Below are 17,393 nucleotides of genomic sequence, written 5' to 3'. Positions count from 1 at the left end.
GGGCATGCAATGACCGCGAACCACAACACGATCCACCGCTTCAACAGCGGCCTCGTCCTTCCCGCCAGCGTGCCGTTCCCCGAGGGCACGGCCTTCGGGCCGTTCGTGTTCCTGTCGGGTCAGTTGGGGAACAAGCCCGGCACGCTGGAGCTCGTCGAGGGCGGCCTCCGCGCCGAAGCGCTGCAGACGCTGCGCAACATCGAGACCGCGCTGGATGCGCAGGGCCTCGGCGTCGAGCACCTGATGCGCTGCACGGTGATGCTCGCCGACATGGCGGAGTGGGGCGTCTTCAACGAGGTCTACCGCGCGTTCTTCGGTGACCGGCCGCTGCCGGCCCGCAGCGCGTTCGGCTGCAACGGACTCGCGCTGGGCGCGCGAGTCGAGGTGGAATGCACCGCCGTGCGTCCGGGCTGAGATCGATCGTCGGGGACGTCGGGGAATCGTCTCAGCCGGACGCGGGCGGCCGCGATGGCCGCCCGGCAGCTGAAGGTCAGAAGCCCTTCATGTCGTACCGCACCCCGATCCAGGCCTGACGGCCCAGGCCCTGGTACGAGTACACCGGCTCCACGTCGCGATCGGCGGCGTTGAGGACCTTGGCCTCCAGGCGCCATTGCGGCAGGAAGCGCCAGGTCGCGCGCAGATCCAGCAGCGCGTAGCCGCCCAGGTTGCCTGCCGCGTCCGGGCGCTTGCCGATGTCGGTCACCGACGCGCCGGCGCTCCACACGCCGGTGTCGTAATCGACGGAGACGCTTTCCTGATGCGCCGCGCGACGGATGAGGCGCGCACCGGTCTCGTCGTTCTTCGCGTCGAGGAAGTCGACGTTCGCGGCGAAGTTCCAGTTGCCCAGGCGATGCGCGCCGGTCAGCGTCGCGCCCTTCAGCGTGGCGTGGCCGATGTTGCCGGCGCAGCCGAAATAGCCCGCCGGGCAATCCGTGCCGTTGGGATCGGGGTTGTAGACGATCAGGTCCCGCACCTTGTTGCGGTACACCGTCGCCGAGGCGCTGGTCGCGCCGGAACGCCAGTTCACGCCCAGCTCGATGCTGCGGCCGCGTTCGGGTTGGATGTTGTCACGACCGTAGAACGGGTAGTACAGGTCGTTGAAGGTCGGCCCGCGGAAGCTGGTGCCGGCGAGGGCGCGCACCTTGAGGGCCTCCGTGAGGGCGTAGCTGGCGCCCAGCGAGCCGGTCGTGAAGCCGCCGTAGGCGGAGCTCTCGTCGCGGCGCAGGTTGCCCTGCAGCGACGTCGCGCCGAACTGGCCCGTGTAGCCCGCGATGTAGGCGTCGTTGTGGCGCTTGAGCGTGTCGGTGACGACGCCGTCGGCCTTCTCCGACAGGCGCTCGTAGGCGAGCAGCAGTTGCTGGTCCGGCGCCAGGCGCAGGGCGTTCTGCCAGGTGGCCTGATCGCGGGTCGTCTTGAACGGCAGCGGGTCGGGGGCGCCGGCGCGCGAATCGTCGATGCCGTGCGTCACCTGGACGGTGGTGGTCCAGATCGGCGACAGCGTGCCGCGGTAGTCGGCGCTGACGACGCGCGTCGTCAGCCGGTTGCGGAAGTCCGGCGTCGGATCGGACAGGTAGTCCGGCGGGCCGCCGAAGTTGGCGCTGTCGTACTGCGCGTTGAGCTTGTTCTGCGAGGCGCTGATGCCGATGCGATGGCCGTCCGCGGGCGTGAAGCCCAGTCGCGCCGTGGCCGCCGTGCGGCGGAAGCCGTCGCGGTCCGGGTTGTAGTAGCCGCTGCGGTCGTTGGGACGGATCGAGGACACGCCGTCGCTGGTCTCGCGGCCGATGCTCGCCGCGTAATCGAAGCCGGCCTGCGCGCCGCTCAGCGCGAAGTCGGCCTTGCGCGAGTCGTACTCGCCGACCGCGACGCCGCTGGTGATGTTGAGCGGGCCTTGGCCGCGCTTCGTGAAGATCTGGATCACGCCGCCGACGGCGTCCGAGCCGTAGAGGCCCGAGGCCGGTCCGCGCAGCACTTCGATGCGCTCGATCTGGTCGAGGCTCAAGGCCTCGAAGGCCGCCTGGCCCAGCGTCGCGGAGCCGATGCGCAGGCCGTCGATCATGACGACGGTGCTGTTGGTGTTGGTGCCGCGCAGCAGGTAGCCGGCCGTCTGCCCGGGACCGCCGTTCTGCAGGATCTGCAGGCCGGCGTAGCGGCGCAGGACCTCCTCGACGCTGGCGGCGCCGCTGTCGCGCAAGGTGTCGCGGTCGATCAGGACGATGTCGGCGACGCTCTTGCTCAGGGCCTGCGGCTCGCGCGTGCCGATGACGACGACGGGATCGAGCGAGGACTGCGCGAAGGCGCTCGTCGCAAGGATGGACAGGGCGGGCAGGGCGACCAGCGCGGTCGCGGAAGCACGGGCGACGGCGCGCAGCGTGGCGCGGGGAGAAGAGGCTTGCATGTCGGAACGTCGGAAAGCAGCGGCAGACGGCCGCTTCCCCGCGGCCGCATGCGGAATGGACGCGCCATCCTCCTGGAAGGACGGCGACGATCCGCCTGTTGGCCGGTATCCGGGCTGTCGGAAGAATGAACCCGTGTTGCCTTCCCGGACGATCGTCCAGTGGTGTTCAGACACGAGCCGCGCGCCTTCAACATTCAGAAGAAGCACGCCTTCCGCTTACCGTTGCGGGGGCAGCTCAGGTTGGGACCGCAGTCCCTCCTGATTCCCGTTGAACTGCGCCGGCGGAAGGCCGGGCGCGAGCACCAACGGGCGGGATCATAACGGGAGGCCCCTCGACTTCATGTCGCCTGGCGCGGGCTCTCCACGGTGCATGGGGCCTCCCTCCGGGAACCCCAAGCACCATTCCGGCCCCAGCAGCACCCGCTGCCCACGGGCCTTGGGCATGCGGGTGGACTGCGGGCGTGGACCTTACATGAACAGGTGTTCGCCGGCGTTCTCGCCGCCGAGGACCACGTAGTTCACCTTGCGCAGATCGCCGAGGGCGCGGCCGCCGGCGTAGGAGATGGAGCTCTGCAGGTCCTCCTCCATCTCGCGCAGCGTGTCGGCCAGATGGCCCTTCACCGGTTCGAGGATGCGCTTGCCTTCGACGTGCTTGTATTCGCCCTTGTTGAAGTCGGACGCGGAGCCGTAGTACTCCTTGTAGCGCTTGCCGTCGACCTCGACGGTATGGCCGGGCGACTCCTCATGGCCCGCGAAGAGCGAGCCGATCATCACCATCGCGGCACCGAAGCGCACGCTCTTGGCGATGTCGCCGTGATGGCGGATGCCGCCGTCGGCAATGATGGGCTTGGTCGCGACACGGGCGCACCACTTGAGCGCCGAGAGCTGCCAGCCGCCGGTGCCGAAACCGGTCTTCAGTCGCGTGATGCAGACCTTGCCCGGGCCGATGCCGACCTTGGTCGCGTCGGCGCCCCAGTTCTCCAGGTCGATGACGCCTTCGGGCGTGCCGACGTTGCCGGCGATGACGAAGGTGTCGGGCAGCTTGTGCTTGATGTGGGCGATCATGCGCTGCACGGCGTCGGCATGACCGTGGGCGATGTCGATGGTGATGTAGTCGGCGCCGAGGCCTTCCGCGGCGAGGCGGTCGATGAGGGCGTAGTCCGCCTCCTTGACGCCGGCGCTGAGGGAGACCAGCAGGCCCTTGTCGCGCATCGTGCGGGCGAAGGCGACGCCGTCGAGGTCGAATCGGTGCATCACGTAGAAGTAGCCGTTGGCGGCCAGCCATTCGGTGATGGACTCGTCGACGACCGTCTTCATGTTCGCGGGCACCGCCGGCAGCTTGAAGCGGCGGGGGCCGAACTCGACGGAGGTGTCGCACTCGCTGCGGCTGTTCACGCGGCACTTGCGCGGCAGCAGCAGGATGTTGTCGTAGTCGAAGATTTCCATGGTCCAAAGTCGCAAAGTCGGGCTGCGTTGAGGCAGTGCACGCCCTGGGCTGCGAGCGCTTGACTTGAGACCCGGCCAAAAAAACCGGGTCCCAAAATTTGGGCCCGGTGACCCATTCTACGCGTGCTGCGGCGCGTCGTCGCCGCGCTGCGGTGCAGCATGCATCGTTCGGGGGCTTTTGGGCGCAGTTCGCTAAACTTCGCGCCTTGGCCCGTGAACGGGCGACATCAGAAGACAAGCCACATGCATTCCGTCGTCATCAGCGGCACCGGTCTCTACCAGCCTCCGCACGTCATCACCAACGCCGAGCTGGTGGACTCGTTCAACCGCTACGTGGACCTGCAGAACGCCGAGCATGCCGAAGCCATCGCCGCCGGCACGCGCGAGGCGCTGGTGCACTCGAACGTCGAGTTCATCGAGAAGGCCTCGGGCATCAAGCAGCGCTACGTGATCGAGAAGGAAGGCGTGCTGGACCCGACGCGCATGTACCCGCGCTTCGAGGAACGCGCCGACGACCAGCTGTCGCTGATGGCGGAGATCGCGGTCGACGCGGCGCGCAAGGCGCTGGAGGCGGCGGGCAAGAAGCCGGAGGACGTGGACGCGGTGTTCTGCTCGGCGGCGAACATGCAGCGCGCGTATCCGGCGATGGCGGTGGAGATCCAGCAGGGGCTGGGCGCGGGCGGTTACGGCTTCGACATGAACGTGGCGTGCTCGTCCGCGACCTTCGCGCTGGAGCAGGCGTACAACGCGGTGCGCTCGGGCGCGTCGAAGTGCGTGCTGATCGTGAATCCGGAGATCACGTCCGCGCATCTGGAATGGAAGGACCGCGACTGCCACTTCATCTTCGGCGACGTGTGCACGGCGATCGTCGTCGAGCGCGCCGATCTGGCGACCGCGCCGGAGCAGTGGGAGATCCTGGGCACCAAGCTGGCGACGCAGTTCTCCAACAACATCCGGAACAACTTCGGCTTCATGAACAAGGCCGAGGACAGCGATCCCGACGCGCGGGACAAGACCTTCCGCCAGGAGGGCCGCAAGGTCTTCAAGGAAGTGGTGCCCATCGCCGCGGCGCACATCGAGAACCACCTGGCCGCGCTGCACATCCAGCCGAACGACGTGAGCCGCTACTGGCTGCATCAGGCCAACCTGGGCATGAACCAGCTGGTGATCAAGAAGCTGGTCGGCGGCGAAGCCGGCGCGGAGATCGCGCCGCTGATCCTGGACACGTATGCGAACACGGCCTCGGCCGGCTCGGTGATCGCGTTCCACGAGCACCGCGCCAACCTCAAGCAGGGCGACCTGGGGGTGATCTGCTCGTTCGGCGCGGGGTACTCGGTGGGGAGCGTGATCGTCAAGAAGCGCTGAGCGCCACGCCGGCCCGTGGGCCGGCCCGGGCGACTCCCGAGGAACGGGAGCGCTCAGGAACGATTTTCAACAGGGAGGGAATATGTCCATTGCCGTCGAATCCGCCAGCCCCGCGTCGCGCGCTTGGCGCGGCCCGCATCCGAGTGCCCGTGTCGCGGGGACGCACAAGATCGTCGGGGTGATCTATCTGGTCTTTGCCGTGATGTTCACGCTGGCGCTGATGTTCGGGCGCCAAGGCGCGCTGGAGGTCGGCATGGTCGTGGCGGCCGTGGCGTTCTTCGTCTTCGCGGCGATCCATCTCGGACTGTCGCGCGGTGCGACGCGCAACTTGAAGTGGGTGCGCGGGGTCAGCATCGTCGCGGCATTGCCGCTGCTGTTAGCCTTCCCGATCGGCACCTTCCTGGGTGTCGTGATCATCATCAATTCGGCCAAGAGCTGGGATTGAGCGAACGGTGCGTCGCACTTCGCCGAAGGACGACTGCCGCGACATCCGGGATCGGGCGCTGTCCTACGGGCTGATGGTCGTCGTGCTCGCTGTGAGCGCGCTGGTCCCGGATGCACGACGTGGCAGAGCGAGCGGCAGAAAATCGAACGCCAGCGGTGAACGCGCGGCGGGATCGCCACGGGATGGGGCGTCAGTCGGCTTCCTGCCACCGGTGGGCCGCGACGGCCGCGAGCGATTCCTTCATCTCCTTCTCCTGACCGAAGGCATGTAGCAGCATGAGGCGCGTGGGCGTGTAGATGCCGACCTGAAGGAGGGTTCCAGGAACACCGGGCCTCAGTTGGACGGTGCAGGAGACGTAGACGACGGCCTTGTCGCTGCTGCGCTTGATCAACGGCTTGGCAACGCGTTCGACATTGCCCTCGCAATCGTTCCAGTCCGCAATCGTCGCGAACTGGGACGGACCGCGGTGCGGGTCATCGAGCAACGAGTAGCCCTCTTGCCGCGCGCGGGGTGTCGCCTTGTTCGACATGTAGGAGGAGAAGCTGCGGGACGGCCCCTCCAGCTTGGCGAAGACCGGCCTCGTCGTCTTGTTCGACCAGCCGTCCGGCAGTCTGAGCATCAACGGACCGATTCGCCACTGCGGGCTGCCATCGACGGCCACTTCGGACCGGACGGTGAGCTGATCCGCGACCATCGGCAGTTCCTGCGCGCCAGCAGGTCGCACCAGTGCTGCGGCGAGCAGCAAGGTGGCCGCGAGCCAGCGATGGGCAATGTCCTTCGTGGAAGCAACGCGCGAAGCGGGCGTGCGAGCGGACATGGGCGGTCCTCCTGACCGATGGAATCGTTGGTCTTGTGTGTGGGATCGGCTGACGACGCAAGCGCTAGTCGATTGATGCGCTGCTATCGCCTCGCTGCACGGTACCTGGACCTGAAGGCCGCTCACCGGGCAAACCACGGAACGGCTAACCGCTCCATGTCGTCAAGCGGCAAAGATTGCCGCTTGAATCAATCGTACGCAGGCTGCGGCGATTGCGACGAGCAGGAGGACAACGGGTAGGCCAAGGAGGGTGAGGAAACCGCTCGACCGATTGGCGAAGAACCGCGATCCAAGAACGGCATTGCCAAGCCACTCGACAAGCAGCGAGACCGGCAGGCCGAGCCCCGCGAGCACGGCCCAACCGAGCACGGAATGTGGCACCGCCGGAAAGTACAGATACAGCAATCCGCACAGCAGGACTGCTGCGAGGCCGATCCATGAGACTGCTTCTCGAAGGGTCATCGGGTAACTTTATCAAGACTCATGGCGCTGATCAGGTCAGCAGCGGCGCCAGGTCCGGATCGCCCTTCGTCATGGCCCGCTGGTAAGCGGGCCTTTGACCGATGCGCTGGAGATAGGCCCGGACGTTCGGATACGGCGCCAGGTCGACCGGCAGGAACAGCCGCATCGTCGTGAGCGAGAAGACGCTCATGATGTCCGCTGCCGTGAACTCGTCGCCCGCGAAGTAGGGCGCCTGACCGAGTCGCTCCTCGACGAGCGCCAGCACCTTGTCGAGCCGCTCCTGCGTCGCCGCCAAGACAGGATGATCAGCGGGCAACGCGCGTCCCAGCGTCATCCGCCGCAGCATCACCGGCTGCAGATTGCCGTTGGCGAAGTGGAACCAGTACAGGAACGGCGCGAAGTCCGGGTGTTCGGGACTGGGCTTGAGACGGCCGCCGCCGTGTTTCGCGATGAGGTATTCGACGATCGCGGCCGACTCCGCCAGCAGCAGGTCGCCGTCCTCGATCAGCGGCGCTGCACCCAGCGGATGCCTGGCCTTCAGTTCAGGCGGCGACAGCCGGGTCACGGCATCGCGGGTATAGCGCTCGAGCTCGTAGGGAATGCCGAGCTCTTCGCAAAGCCACAGGATGCGTTCCGACTGGGAATGGCCGAGGTGATGGATGGTGATCATGTGGGGTCGATGAGGAAGAATCAGTTCGTGCGCTCGTGGCCACGGACGACGGTGGGCGCGAAGCCGAAGCGTTCGCGGAACCGGATGGCGAAGCGGGACGGGGATTCGTAGCCGACGGCGTTCGCGATCCGGGAGACGGGTTGGGTGGTCGCCTGCAGCAAGGTCAGCGCGGAAGCCATGCGGGCGTCGACGATCAGCGCGCTCATCGACTCGCCCTCGGCGGCGAGCCGACGTCGCAGCGTCGCTTCGGACATCGCTAGCGCCTGCGCCACGCGCGCGGCGGTCCAGTCGTGATCGAGTCGTCCCGCGATCAGCGCGCGGATCTGGACGGAGACGGTCATCTCGATCGGTGCAGACCGAAGCACGAGGCCATCCTCCAGCAACCAGTGCATCACCTCCAGCACACGCTGGCGTGCGACCGCGTTGGGCAGTGCGGGATCGGGGGCAGGGCTTGCCGGCCACGCTGGAAGGCATCGGCCAGACCTGTCCGTACCCGCGCCAGCAACCGCACCGGCGCCAACGGTGCATCGACGGACGCGATTCGTGCCGCCGTCTCACGATAGAAGGCGTCGTCCAGCAACGCGTTGTCGAACACCAGCCAACGCGCTTCGTAGTGCTCGCCCTCGGCGACGTCGTTGGTGAAATCGACGGTCTGCTGCCCGCTCAACAGCAACGCCTGCCCGGGTCGGGCCCTGACACCTGAACCGCGGGCCGGCTTGACGGTCTTGAGGCCGCGGTCGACGAGGATCAGCGCGGATTGGTCGACGCGCATGCGCAGGATCCGCAGTCCACGCCCTTGCAATACATGGGCCGAGACGCCGATGCCGGGTCGGCCGTGGATCTCCCGGGCCAGCGCGGACCCGTCGGGGGCCTGGATGGTGCTCGGCTTCAATTCGAATCCTCGTGAAGGGATGAATTGATCCTAGCGGTGCACCGCGTGAACGGCGGTGCGGGAACGGTCAGGTTTGGTGCCGATCCGATCAGAGCTCCGAATGGAGCTGCTCCCCATCCCACGTGGCGCCGGCGAGGGAGGCGACGACGAGTTCCACGAAGCGATCGAAGTCCTCGGCGATGAGGCGCTTCTCGTCTTCATCGCGACCGAACTTGATGACCTGGCCGACACGACCCTTCTCGTCCGGATCGAAGTCCAGTCCGTAGTGGTTGCCGCCCCAGTCCTTCGTCAGGGGAATCCACGACCGATGGGTGTAGAGCGGCTTGATGTATCCCGGCGGCTCGGAGGTCATGAACTGGGCGCTGTCGGCGTTCATGTCGGACTCGTCGATTTCTCGCCAGTTGGACCACTCGTTGCGGATGCCGTCGACCGACAGCAGATGTTCGCCGCCGACCAACCCGTGGTTGCCATCCTGACCGTCATGAACGGCGAGGAAGGCTTTCAGGCTGTCAGGGAGCGTCACGCCGAGGTGCCGCTCCAGCTCGGCGATCCGTTCCGGCTGAGCACCTGGTTGCAGGGCCATCTCGGTCAGGCAGCCGAGGGTGGACAGCGCGTCCTCGATGCGTTGCCACTGCGTCGTCATTGAATGCTTCATGGCTCGGAATCCATTTGTCTAAGTAGGCCCGCGATCACCGTCGCGGGGTCGTTGCAGTCATGGGTGTCGATGTGCCCAGGGCTCACCGCCCGCTCGCCTCGATCCGGATCTCATCCCGGCGGCAGGTCCCGCCGCCACTGCCGCTCGGCTGATCGCCCATCAGCTGCTTCAGCGAGCCGCCGGCCTTGTAATCGCGCGGCAGCTTCACCTGGATCTCGGTGAGGTACTGCCCCGAGCACATCAGCTTCACGCTGTCGCGGTAGGCGTCGCTGCCGGTCTCCGCCTGCAGCTTCTCGTAGAAGGTCTTGCGCGAGATCGTGCCGCCGATGTTCTGCCGGATGTACTGGCCCACGCCGGAATCGTTGAACTGCTTCACCAGATCGACCGCGCGGCGGAAGTAGGCGTCCGGATTCAGCGTCGTCTGGCAGGTGCCGTGCTTGCGCCACTCGTGCTCGCCGAAGCCCTTCTCGTAGAGGAAGTTCGGCATCCACGGGCCGATGTAGGCGACCGTCTCCTTCGACAAGGTCATCGGCGCGTTGCCGCAGTCGCCGTAGCTGATCCCGCATTGCTGCCGGTTGGGCCACAGTCCGTGCAGCGTCAGGTTGGTCACCTTGAGCTTGCCGTCCTCCATCGCCTCGCACTCGGGCTTGCCGCGCCGCCCCCCGCCGTCCATTCGCAGAAGCCCGGCTGCCACGACATCGCCAGCACGAAGCTGTCGTATTGGTCTGGCGTCTTGCACATGGCTTGACCGCTGTTCGCCGCTGAATTCCCAGCGGCGTTGTCGGTCGACGGTCCACGGGCGCCGATCGGTGTCGCGGGGGCCGGGGCGCCGCCGCCCGCCGCCGCGCCGCAGTCGTTCTGCACCCAGCGCTCCGGCGGTCGCGCGCCGGGCACCTGCACCCGCGTCCAGCCCGCGTTGTGCGATTCCAGGATCGTGTAGCCCGTACCCGGCGACAGCTTGGCGCCGTCCGGGTTCGTGCTCTTCCTGAAGGACTGGAAGGCCTCGCAGGCGCGCGAAGCGGTGAAGGTGCCGCTCGCGGGATCGGCCCAGGCCGAGGGCAGGGCGCTGATGACCAGCGACAGGGCGGCGATTCGGAGGGCGAGGCGCATGGAAGTCAGGCGATGCTGTCAGGACAGCCGGCTTTGTACGTCATCTGGGCGCCGCCGGGAATGAGCCCGTGGCGAACGTCCGGCGATCGGACGATCAGAAGCCGATCGACACCCCGACGCCCAGCACCCAGTCCGCCGTCTGCTTCGTCAAGCCGCGGTTGATCGAGGCGTCGAGCTGCAGCCGGCGGTCGACCAGCCAGGTCACGCCCGTGCCTGCCGAGATGCTCCGCCCGCCGTTGCGGTTGGAGGCGAGCTGGTCGCCCGCGACCTCGACGTAGCCCTTCCAGGACTCCGCGATCGGCCAGCCCAGCGACGCGCCGAGGATGCCGCCGACGAAATGCTTGCCGTCGTCGCGGCTGTCGCGGTACAGCCCGCCGATCAGGCCGGCCGACCAGTCACGCGGCAGGTCCCACTCGGCCGTCAGCCGCAGCGACGGACGCAAGCCCTGACCCCGGAACGCCGACGAGCCGCTGTCCATGTCCACGTTCAGCAGCCAGGCCAGGCCCGGCGTGTGGCGCTCGCCGTCGCCGTCCTGCAGGTGCCACTTCACGCCGAGCGCCGTGTCGGCCCAGCCGCTGGCCTTGACCGTGCCGCCGCCGTCCGACGCCCGCAGGCGCTGGTAGCCGTCGGTCTCGACGCGGAACTCCCAGTCCTCGGCGAAGCCGAAGCGGAGCAGCGTCGGCGTCGACCACAGCCGGCTGCGCACGCCGTCGCTCTTGTCGCGCTGATAGCCGATGCCCGTCTCCAGCAGCGCGCGGCCCTTGCCGACCGTGCTGCTCGATTCGACGATGCCCGGCTGGTCCGGCTCGATGGCCTCCTTGGCTTCGTCCGCCGCCCGGGCGGAACCGACCATCGCCGTCAGCAGCGCCGCAGCGATCACCAGCGTCTTCGTCATGGGAAGTCCTCCTTACTGACCGCCGCTGCGTTCGCCGCCCATCCACCAGGAGGGCGGCACGCCGGAGGCGCCCGTCGCGGGCCCCGAGGCCGCCCCCGATGCCGGGTCCGGCGGCGGTAGCGGCGGCGGCATCGGTCCGATCGTCTTGAGCCCCGCGTCGCCCGCGTACTCGCTGAAGACCCAGTCCGGACCGAATGGACCTTCCTCCTGCACCAGGCCGCCGTCCTTGGGCGGCTCGATCTCGGAAGGCTTGATGTCCTTCAGCGCGACCTGCATGTAGTCGATCCACGCCGGCAGCGCGATGCCGCCGCCGGACTCGCCCGCGCCCAGGCTGCGCGGCTGGTCGTAGCCGATCCACACCACCGTCGCCACGCGCCGCTGGAAGCCCGCGAACCAGGCGTCCACCGCGTCGTTGGTCGTGCCGGTCTTGCCGTAGAGGTCGTAGCGCTTGAGCGACGCGCTGGCCTTGTAGGCCGTGCCGCGGATCGCCACCTCGCGCAGCAGCGAGCCGGTGATGAACGCATTGCGCTCGCTGATCGCGCGGCGGTCGTCGGAGAGCTTCTCCGGCTCCGCCTGGAACAGCACCTGGTTCTGCGAGTCCACGATCTTCGTCACCAGCAGCGGCTTGAGCAGGTAGCCGCCGTTGGCGAACACCGAATACGCGCTCGCCATCTGCAGCGGCGTCACCGAGCCCGAACCCAGCGCCAGCGTCAGGTTCTCCGGCTGCTTGTCGACGTCGATGCCGAACTTGCCGGCCCAGGTGCGGCCGCGCGCCGGCGTGAGCTGCTCCAGCACGCGGATCGTGACCATGTTCTTGGACTTGGCCAGCGCCTGGCGCAGCGTCATCGGACCGTCGAAGTTGCCGTCGGAGTTGCGCGGGTTCCAGTCGCCGACCGAAATCGGCGCGTCGTCGACCAGCGTCGCCGGTCCCGCGCCGAGTTCCATCGCGCCCGAGTAGATGAACGGCTTGAAGCTGGAGCCCGGCTGCCGCCACGCCTGCGTCGCGTGGTTGAACTGGTTGCGGTTGAAGTCGAAACCGCCCACCAGCGCCAGGATCTTGCCGGTGTCGGGCTCGACCGACACCAGCGCGCCTTCGGCCTCCGGCGACTGCGTCACCGCCCACGCCCCCTTGGGGAACGCCTTGGTCGGCGCGCCGCGCAGCACGCGAATGATGGCGCCGCGCTGGATGCGCAGGTCGGCCTTGGCCTTGGGCGACAGCGCCGATTGCACCGAGCGCAGGCCTTCGCCCGTGATCTCGATGTCGTCGCCGTCGGACAGGCTCGCCTGGATCTTGTTGTTCGCGACCTGCGTGACCACCGCCGTGCGCAGGTCGTCGTTGTCCGGATGTTCGTTGAACACCTGCGCGATCGCGGCGTCCTGCTCCTGGGCGTCCATGCCGTCGGGCAGGTCCACGTCGCCTTCCGGACCGCGCCAGGCCTTGCGGCGCTCGTAGTCCATCAGCGTGCGGCGCAGCGCCTTGTACGCGGCGACCTGGTCGTCCATGCGCAGCGTCGTCGTCACGCGCAGGCCGCGGTTGTAGGCGTCCTCGCCGTACTGGGCGTGCACCACCTGGCGCACCATCTCCGTCGCGTACTGGCCGTAGGGCAGCCGCTGGTCCTGCACGGTGCGCAGCTTCAGCGGCTCTTCCTTGGCCTGCTTCGCCTGCTCCGGCGTGATCATGCCGACGTCCACCATGCGCATCAGCACCGTCGCCTGGCGGCGCTGCGCCAGCTTCAGGTTGGTGATCGGATTGGCGCGGTACGGACTCTGCGGCAGGCCGGCCAGCATCGCCGTCTCCGCGATCGACAGGTCCTTCAGCGACTTGCCGAAATAGGCCTGCGCCGCCGCCTCGAAACCGTAGGCCCGCTGACCCAGATAGATCTGGTTCATGTAGACCTCCAGGATCTTGTCCTTGGAGAGCTGGCTCTCGATCTTGAACGCCAGCAGGATCTCGACGATCTTGCGGGTGTAGAGCTTCTTCTTCGTCAGGTAGAGGTCGCGCGCGAGTTGCTGCGTGATCGTCGACGCGCCCTGGCTGCGCGAGGACGAGAACAGGTTGACCCAGAACGCCCGCATCATCCCGGGCACGTAGACGCCCTGGTGGTCGTAGAAGTTGGTGTCCTCGACCGCCAGCAGCGCCAGCTGCATCTGCTTGGGGATCTTGTCCAGCGGCAGGTAGCTGCGGCGCTCGGTGCCGTACTCGGCGAGCAGCTGGCCGTCCTCCGAGTAGACGCGCAGCGGCTGCTTGGGGTTGTAGTCGGTCAGGCGGTCCAGGTCGGGCAGGCCCGGCCAGATGACGGCCGCCACGCCGCCGAGCAGCAGGACGACGGCCAGCAGGCCCGCGCCCGACCAGACGGCGATGCGCTTCCAGGTGGGCAGCTGGCGCAACGCGTCCCGGAGCGGGGCGGTGCGGCGCCAGAGCGACAGGAAGAAGCCGGCCAGGGCCTGGGCGACGTTGCGGGCGAATTGGGCAATCTGCTGCATGCGGGGCGCACGAGTTCAGGTCGGCGGATTATCGTCAGACAACCGGGGCTGTCCCGGTCTCGGTGCGCACGGCAACAATCCGTACACACAAGACACACTGCCGACCCACGATGGAGGGAATCGGCCGGTAGGGCATCAACCGTGCCCGAGGTTCAGCGTCAGGAAGACCAGCGCGTTGAGCGTGAAGTGCAGCCCGATGGCGACCTCGATGCGGCGCGACAGCGTGTAGGCCAGGCCGTAGCCCAGGCCGGCCAGCATGGCGAGGGCCACGTAACCGGTGCCGCCCGCCGCATGGGCCAGACCGAACAGCACGGCCGCCAGCAGCACCGGCAGCCAGCCGTTCATGGTGCGCAGGTCGGTGCCGAGCCGGCGGGCGAGCAGGCCCTGGATGACGCCGCGGAACGCGACCTCCTCGGCGACGCAGGTGAGGAAGAGGTTGGCCGCCAGATACAGGCCGGCGTTGTCCGGCCAGCGCAGCGCCGGCCGGCCGATGCCGCCGATCACGGCGAACAGCCAGGGCAGGACGAGCGTCGCGGCGACGGTCGCGGCGAGGGCGGGCCACAGGGCGAAGCCCGGCAGGCCGGGGAGGGCGACGAGGCAGGACCTTCCGACCGTCTGCGCTGCTGCGACGCCAGTACCGCCAGCATCAGCATGCCGGCGACACCCTTGTCGAAGTTCAGGTACTTGAGCGTCGGCGGGCGGGCGTCGGAGGTCGTGGCCAGGTAGGTCGGGTTCAGGAACCCCGGCAGCAGGTGCAGCGCCAGCGCGAAGCCGATCACCAGCATCAGCAGCATCAGCACCGACTCGCGGCGCGGGCGGTGGCGGGCCTCGATCGCCATCCAGGCCAGGGCGGCCAACGCGGCCACCGGCACCATCGCGACGATCGTGAGCTGTCCGTGGACCAGCCCGGCCGTCACCGCCATGATCAGCAGGGAGAGCCAGGGCCAGGGGGCGCGGACCGGCAGCAGCGTCGCGGCGATCGACAGGCACAGGAGCAGGTGGCTGAGCGGCATCGGAGTCAGGGGGCTGGGTCGGGGGAGCGGGAGGCCATCGCGCCGCAGTATCCGCGAAGCGGCGCCCCCTCCGACGCCAGGTACCGCTGCCCGGGACCGCCGCGCCGCTGAGGTATCGTCCCGCCCCATGCACGAGATGACTTTCTACTGGCACGACTACGAGACCTTCGGACGCGTGCCGCGCCGCGACCGGCCGGCGCAGTTCGCCGGCATCCGCACCGATGCGGACCTGAACGAGATCGGCGATCCGCTGATGGTGTACTGCCAGCCGCCCACCGACTCCCTGCCCGATCCGGAGTCCTGCCTGCTGACCGGCATCCTGCCGCAGACCTGCGCCGAGCAGGGGCTGGCCGAGCACCGCTTCGCCGCCGACATCCACGCCGAGCTGTCGCGCCCCGGCACCGTCGGCCTGGGCTACAACACCATCCGCTTCGACGACGAGGTGACGCGTTTCCTGTTCTGGCGCAACCTGATCGATCCCTACGGACGCGAGTGGCAGAACGACTGCGGCCGCTGGGACCTGCTGGACGTCGTGCGCTGCGCCTACGCGCTGCGCCCGGAAGGCATCGAGTGGCCCAAGCACGAGGACGGCCGGCCCTCCTTCAAGCTGGAGCACCTGACCGCCGCCAACGGCCTGGCCCACGAGGCGGCGCACGATGCGCTGTCCGACGTGCGCGCGACGATCGCGCTGGCCCGGCTGATCAAGGAGAAGCAGCCCCGCCTGTGGGACTTCTGCCTGAAGCTGCGCCGCAAGGACGCCGTCTGGGCCGAGATCGGCATGAACCGGCCCTTCCTCCATGTCTCGGGCATGTACGGCACGGACCGCGGCTGCATCGCGCTGGTCTGGCCGCTGGCGCCGCATCCGACCAACAAAAACGAGCTGATCGTCTGGGACCTGGGCAGCGACCCGGCCGAACTGCTGGCGCTGGACGCCGAGACGATCCGGCTGCGGATGTACACCAAGCAGGAGCTGCTGCCCGAGGGCGTGACGCGGCTGCCGATCAAGACCATCCACGTCAACAAGTCGCCGATCGTGATCTCGTCGATGAAGATCCTGTCGCCCGAGATGGCGGCCCGCTGGGGCCTGGACCTCGCGCAGGGGCAGGCGCATGCGCAGACGCTGGCGGCCCGCGGCGGGGAGCTCTCGCGGCTGTGGTCGCAGGTCTTCCAGCGCCCGGCGGGCGAGGGCGGCGTCGATGTCGACGAGGACCTGTACGGCGGTTTCGTCTCGAACGACGACCGCCGCGCGCTGGAGCGCCTGCGCGGGCTGTCGCCCGAGGCGCTGGCCGACCGCGTCGCGCAGGGCAAGGTCGCCTTCGAGGACGCCCGGCTGGAGGAGATCCTGTTCCGCTACCGCGCGCGCAACTTCCCGGACAGCCTGACGGCCGACGAGCAGACCCGCTGGGAGCACCACCGGGCCACCCGGCTGCACCGGGGCGAGGGCGGAGCGCAGACGCTGGAAGCCTTCTTCGAACGCATCGATACCCTGGCCCAGACAGCCGAGGAATCGGAGGACGAGCGCGCCAGTGACATCTTGTCCGCCCTGTACGAATGGGCCGAGCAGATCGCCCCGCCGCCCCCCTGAAAGCGTGTCCAGCGGCTGACGAGGCCCGGGAACCGGGTCCTTTCCGGGCTTTCCAGGGCGAGCAAAAACCGGTACACCTTCGGGATACGCCAGGAGACGACATGCAATCCCAACACGACGCCGCCGATCCGACCGCCGCCCGCATGCGGGCGATGCTGGTGCGGGCGCCGCTGGCCGTGGCCTTCGTGGCCGCCGGCAAGTTCGAGGTGGTCAGCGAGCACTTCAACCACCTGTTCGGCCACGGCGACGAGACCGACCTGACCGGCACCGACCAACGGGCCTCGGTCGTGTCGGACTCGGCCCACCAGGCGCTGCAGGCCCGGATGGGCTCCGCCTTCGGCGCGGGACGGCCGCTGGACGAGGAGGTGGAGTTCGTCCGCCGCGACGGTTCGCGCTTCTGGGGCCGGTTGCAGGCGACGCCGGTGCACTGGGAGCAGCCGGCCGGCGAATCGATGTGGATCCTCGAGGACGTCACCGCCGCCCGCCAGCAGCGGTTGCAACCGACCTGGTCGGCCAAGCACGACGACATCACCGAACTCGCCAACCGCCGCGAGATCGAACGCCGGCTGGCCGAGCACGTCGGCAGCCGCCGGCATGAGCCGGTGTCGGTGCTGTTCGTCGACATCGACAAGTTCAGCGAGATCCAGCAGGGCATGGGGGCGGAGGTCGCCGACCACTTCCTGTACGGGCTCGGCCAGATGCTGATCACCAAGGTGCGGGCGTCCGACACCGTGGCGCGGCTGGAGGACGACCACTTCGTCGTGCTGCTGCCGGACTGCGACCAGCATTACGCGCAGATCGTGGCGGAGAAGATCCGCTCGTCCATCGCCGGTTACCGGCTGCGCTGGGGCCTGCACCGCGCGCGCGTGAAGGCCAGCCTGGGGGTGGTGCAGCTGCAGACCTCGCTGGATACCGTGGATGCGGTGCTCGGCGCCGGACAACTGGCCTGCACGGAAGCCAAGGCCGCCGGCGGAGACTCGGTCCGCGTGTTCATCTCGAGCGGGAGCTACGAGGAACTGGCCGGGGCGTGAGGCCCCCGACTGCGCAGCGCCAGGCGCGGCCCATCACAGGGCATGAGGGCTCCCTCCAGGACCCTCAAGCCCTGTTCCGGGCCCACCAGCACCGAGGCCCTCGTGAGAGGGCTCGTGGTGACCGGGAG

General features: G+C 68.4%; 19 protein-coding genes and 1 riboswitch. Of the genes, 5 read left to right on the top strand and 14 right to left on the bottom strand.

Features of this window, described 5'->3' with window-relative positions:
* The first annotated feature begins 9 nt into the window (after positions 1 to 9).
* On the top strand, positions 10 to 414 hold the full coding sequence (locus ACQ859_RS21705) for a RidA family protein (protein WP_431262708.1): 405 nt from the start codon (positions 10 to 12) through the stop codon (positions 412 to 414).
* A 76-nt stretch (positions 415 to 490) separates the two neighbouring features.
* Here ACQ859_RS21705 and ACQ859_RS21700 read toward each other — a convergent pair whose 3' ends face one another.
* Positions 491 to 2,395: a TonB-dependent receptor domain-containing protein gene (locus tag ACQ859_RS21700; protein ID WP_431262707.1), complete on the bottom strand. Its 1,905-nt coding sequence runs from the start codon at positions 2,393 to 2,395 to the stop codon at positions 491 to 493.
* Positions 2,396 to 2,478: 83 nt separating this feature from the next.
* Positions 2,479 to 2,717, bottom strand: a riboswitch (cobalamin riboswitch).
* Between the two features lie 146 nt (positions 2,718 to 2,863).
* Positions 2,864 to 3,841, bottom strand: coding sequence for a GMP reductase (locus ACQ859_RS21695; protein WP_431262706.1), 978 nt, complete (start codon positions 3,839 to 3,841; stop codon positions 2,864 to 2,866).
* Between the two features lie 243 nt (positions 3,842 to 4,084).
* On the opposite strand from ACQ859_RS21695, the gene ACQ859_RS21690 reads away from it, so the two are divergent.
* Together ACQ859_RS21690 and ACQ859_RS21685 are read left to right on the top strand one after the other, a co-directional pair.
* On the top strand, positions 4,085 to 5,206 hold the full coding sequence (locus ACQ859_RS21690; protein WP_431262705.1) for a beta-ketoacyl-ACP synthase III: 1,122 nt from the start codon (positions 4,085 to 4,087) through the stop codon (positions 5,204 to 5,206).
* An 82-nt stretch (positions 5,207 to 5,288) separates the two neighbouring features.
* Positions 5,289 to 5,651: a hypothetical protein gene (locus ACQ859_RS21685; RefSeq protein ID WP_431262704.1), complete on the top strand. Its 363-nt coding sequence runs from the start codon at positions 5,289 to 5,291 to the stop codon at positions 5,649 to 5,651.
* A gap of 190 nt (positions 5,652 to 5,841) precedes the next feature.
* Here the strand turns inward: ACQ859_RS21685 and ACQ859_RS21680 are convergent, their stop codons facing one another.
* From ACQ859_RS21680 to ACQ859_RS21625, 12 genes are all read right to left on the bottom strand, one after another.
* Positions 5,842 to 6,396 (bottom strand): hypothetical protein, encoded by a 555-nt coding sequence (locus ACQ859_RS21680; RefSeq protein WP_431262703.1) that lies wholly within the window; start codon positions 6,394 to 6,396, stop codon positions 5,842 to 5,844.
* Positions 6,397 to 6,630: 234 nt separating this feature from the next.
* On the bottom strand, positions 6,631 to 6,930 hold the full coding sequence (locus ACQ859_RS21675) for a hypothetical protein (protein WP_431262702.1): 300 nt from the start codon (positions 6,928 to 6,930) through the stop codon (positions 6,631 to 6,633).
* 31 nt (positions 6,931 to 6,961) lie between these two features.
* Positions 6,962 to 7,600: a glutathione S-transferase family protein gene (locus ACQ859_RS21670; RefSeq protein ID WP_431262701.1), complete on the bottom strand. Its 639-nt coding sequence runs from the start codon at positions 7,598 to 7,600 to the stop codon at positions 6,962 to 6,964.
* A 20-nt stretch (positions 7,601 to 7,620) separates the two neighbouring features.
* On the bottom strand, positions 7,621 to 7,941 hold the full coding sequence (locus tag ACQ859_RS21665) for a helix-turn-helix transcriptional regulator (RefSeq protein WP_431262700.1): 321 nt from the start codon (positions 7,939 to 7,941) through the stop codon (positions 7,621 to 7,623).
* A 50-nt stretch (positions 7,942 to 7,991) separates the two neighbouring features.
* Entirely contained in the window at positions 7,992 to 8,492 is a 501-nt protein-coding gene (locus ACQ859_RS21660; RefSeq protein WP_431262699.1) for a hypothetical protein, read from the bottom strand.
* An 88-nt stretch (positions 8,493 to 8,580) separates the two neighbouring features.
* Entirely contained in the window at positions 8,581 to 9,147 is a 567-nt protein-coding gene (locus ACQ859_RS21655) for an SMI1/KNR4 family protein (protein WP_431262698.1), read from the bottom strand.
* A gap of 82 nt (positions 9,148 to 9,229) precedes the next feature.
* The gene (locus ACQ859_RS21650) at positions 9,230 to 9,778 is read right to left on the bottom strand and encodes a ribonuclease T2 family protein (RefSeq protein WP_431262697.1); all 549 of its coding nucleotides are present in this window, start codon (positions 9,776 to 9,778) and stop codon (positions 9,230 to 9,232) included.
* The gene (locus tag ACQ859_RS21645; protein ID WP_431262696.1) at positions 9,754 to 10,257 is read right to left on the bottom strand and encodes a hypothetical protein; all 504 of its coding nucleotides are present in this window, start codon (positions 10,255 to 10,257) and stop codon (positions 9,754 to 9,756) included. Before ACQ859_RS21645 ends, ACQ859_RS21650 begins: the two co-directional genes overlap by 25 nt.
* A gap of 94 nt (positions 10,258 to 10,351) precedes the next feature.
* Positions 10,352 to 11,152, bottom strand: coding sequence for a transporter (locus ACQ859_RS21640; RefSeq protein WP_431262695.1), 801 nt, complete (start codon positions 11,150 to 11,152; stop codon positions 10,352 to 10,354).
* 12 nt (positions 11,153 to 11,164) lie between these two features.
* Entirely contained in the window at positions 11,165 to 13,636 is a 2,472-nt protein-coding gene (locus ACQ859_RS21635; RefSeq protein WP_431262694.1) for a penicillin-binding protein 1A, read from the bottom strand.
* 135 nt (positions 13,637 to 13,771) lie between these two features.
* Complete coding sequence (locus ACQ859_RS21630; RefSeq protein WP_431262693.1) at positions 13,772 to 14,140, bottom strand: lysostaphin resistance A-like protein; 369 nt, start codon at positions 14,138 to 14,140, stop codon at positions 13,772 to 13,774.
* Complete coding sequence (locus ACQ859_RS21625; protein WP_431262692.1) at positions 14,137 to 14,649, bottom strand: hypothetical protein; 513 nt, start codon at positions 14,647 to 14,649, stop codon at positions 14,137 to 14,139. Before ACQ859_RS21625 ends, ACQ859_RS21630 begins: the two co-directional genes overlap by 4 nt.
* Before the next feature lie 127 nt (positions 14,650 to 14,776).
* Between ACQ859_RS21625 and sbcB the strand changes: the two genes are divergently transcribed.
* On the top strand, positions 14,777 to 16,234 hold the full coding sequence (sbcB, locus tag ACQ859_RS21620; protein WP_431262691.1) for an exodeoxyribonuclease I: 1,458 nt from the start codon (positions 14,777 to 14,779) through the stop codon (positions 16,232 to 16,234).
* A 101-nt stretch (positions 16,235 to 16,335) separates the two neighbouring features.
* Entirely contained in the window at positions 16,336 to 17,265 is a 930-nt protein-coding gene (locus tag ACQ859_RS21615) for a GGDEF domain-containing protein (protein WP_431262690.1), read from the top strand.
* Positions 17,266 to 17,393 lie beyond the last annotated feature (128 nt).

The sequence above is a fragment of the Roseateles chitinivorans genome (assembly GCF_050632235.1).
Lineage (GTDB): Bacteria > Pseudomonadota > Gammaproteobacteria > Burkholderiales > Burkholderiaceae_C > Roseateles > Roseateles chitinivorans_A.
The sequence above is the reverse complement of the archived record's forward strand: the minus strand, read 5'-3'. Positions and strand labels throughout refer to the sequence as shown.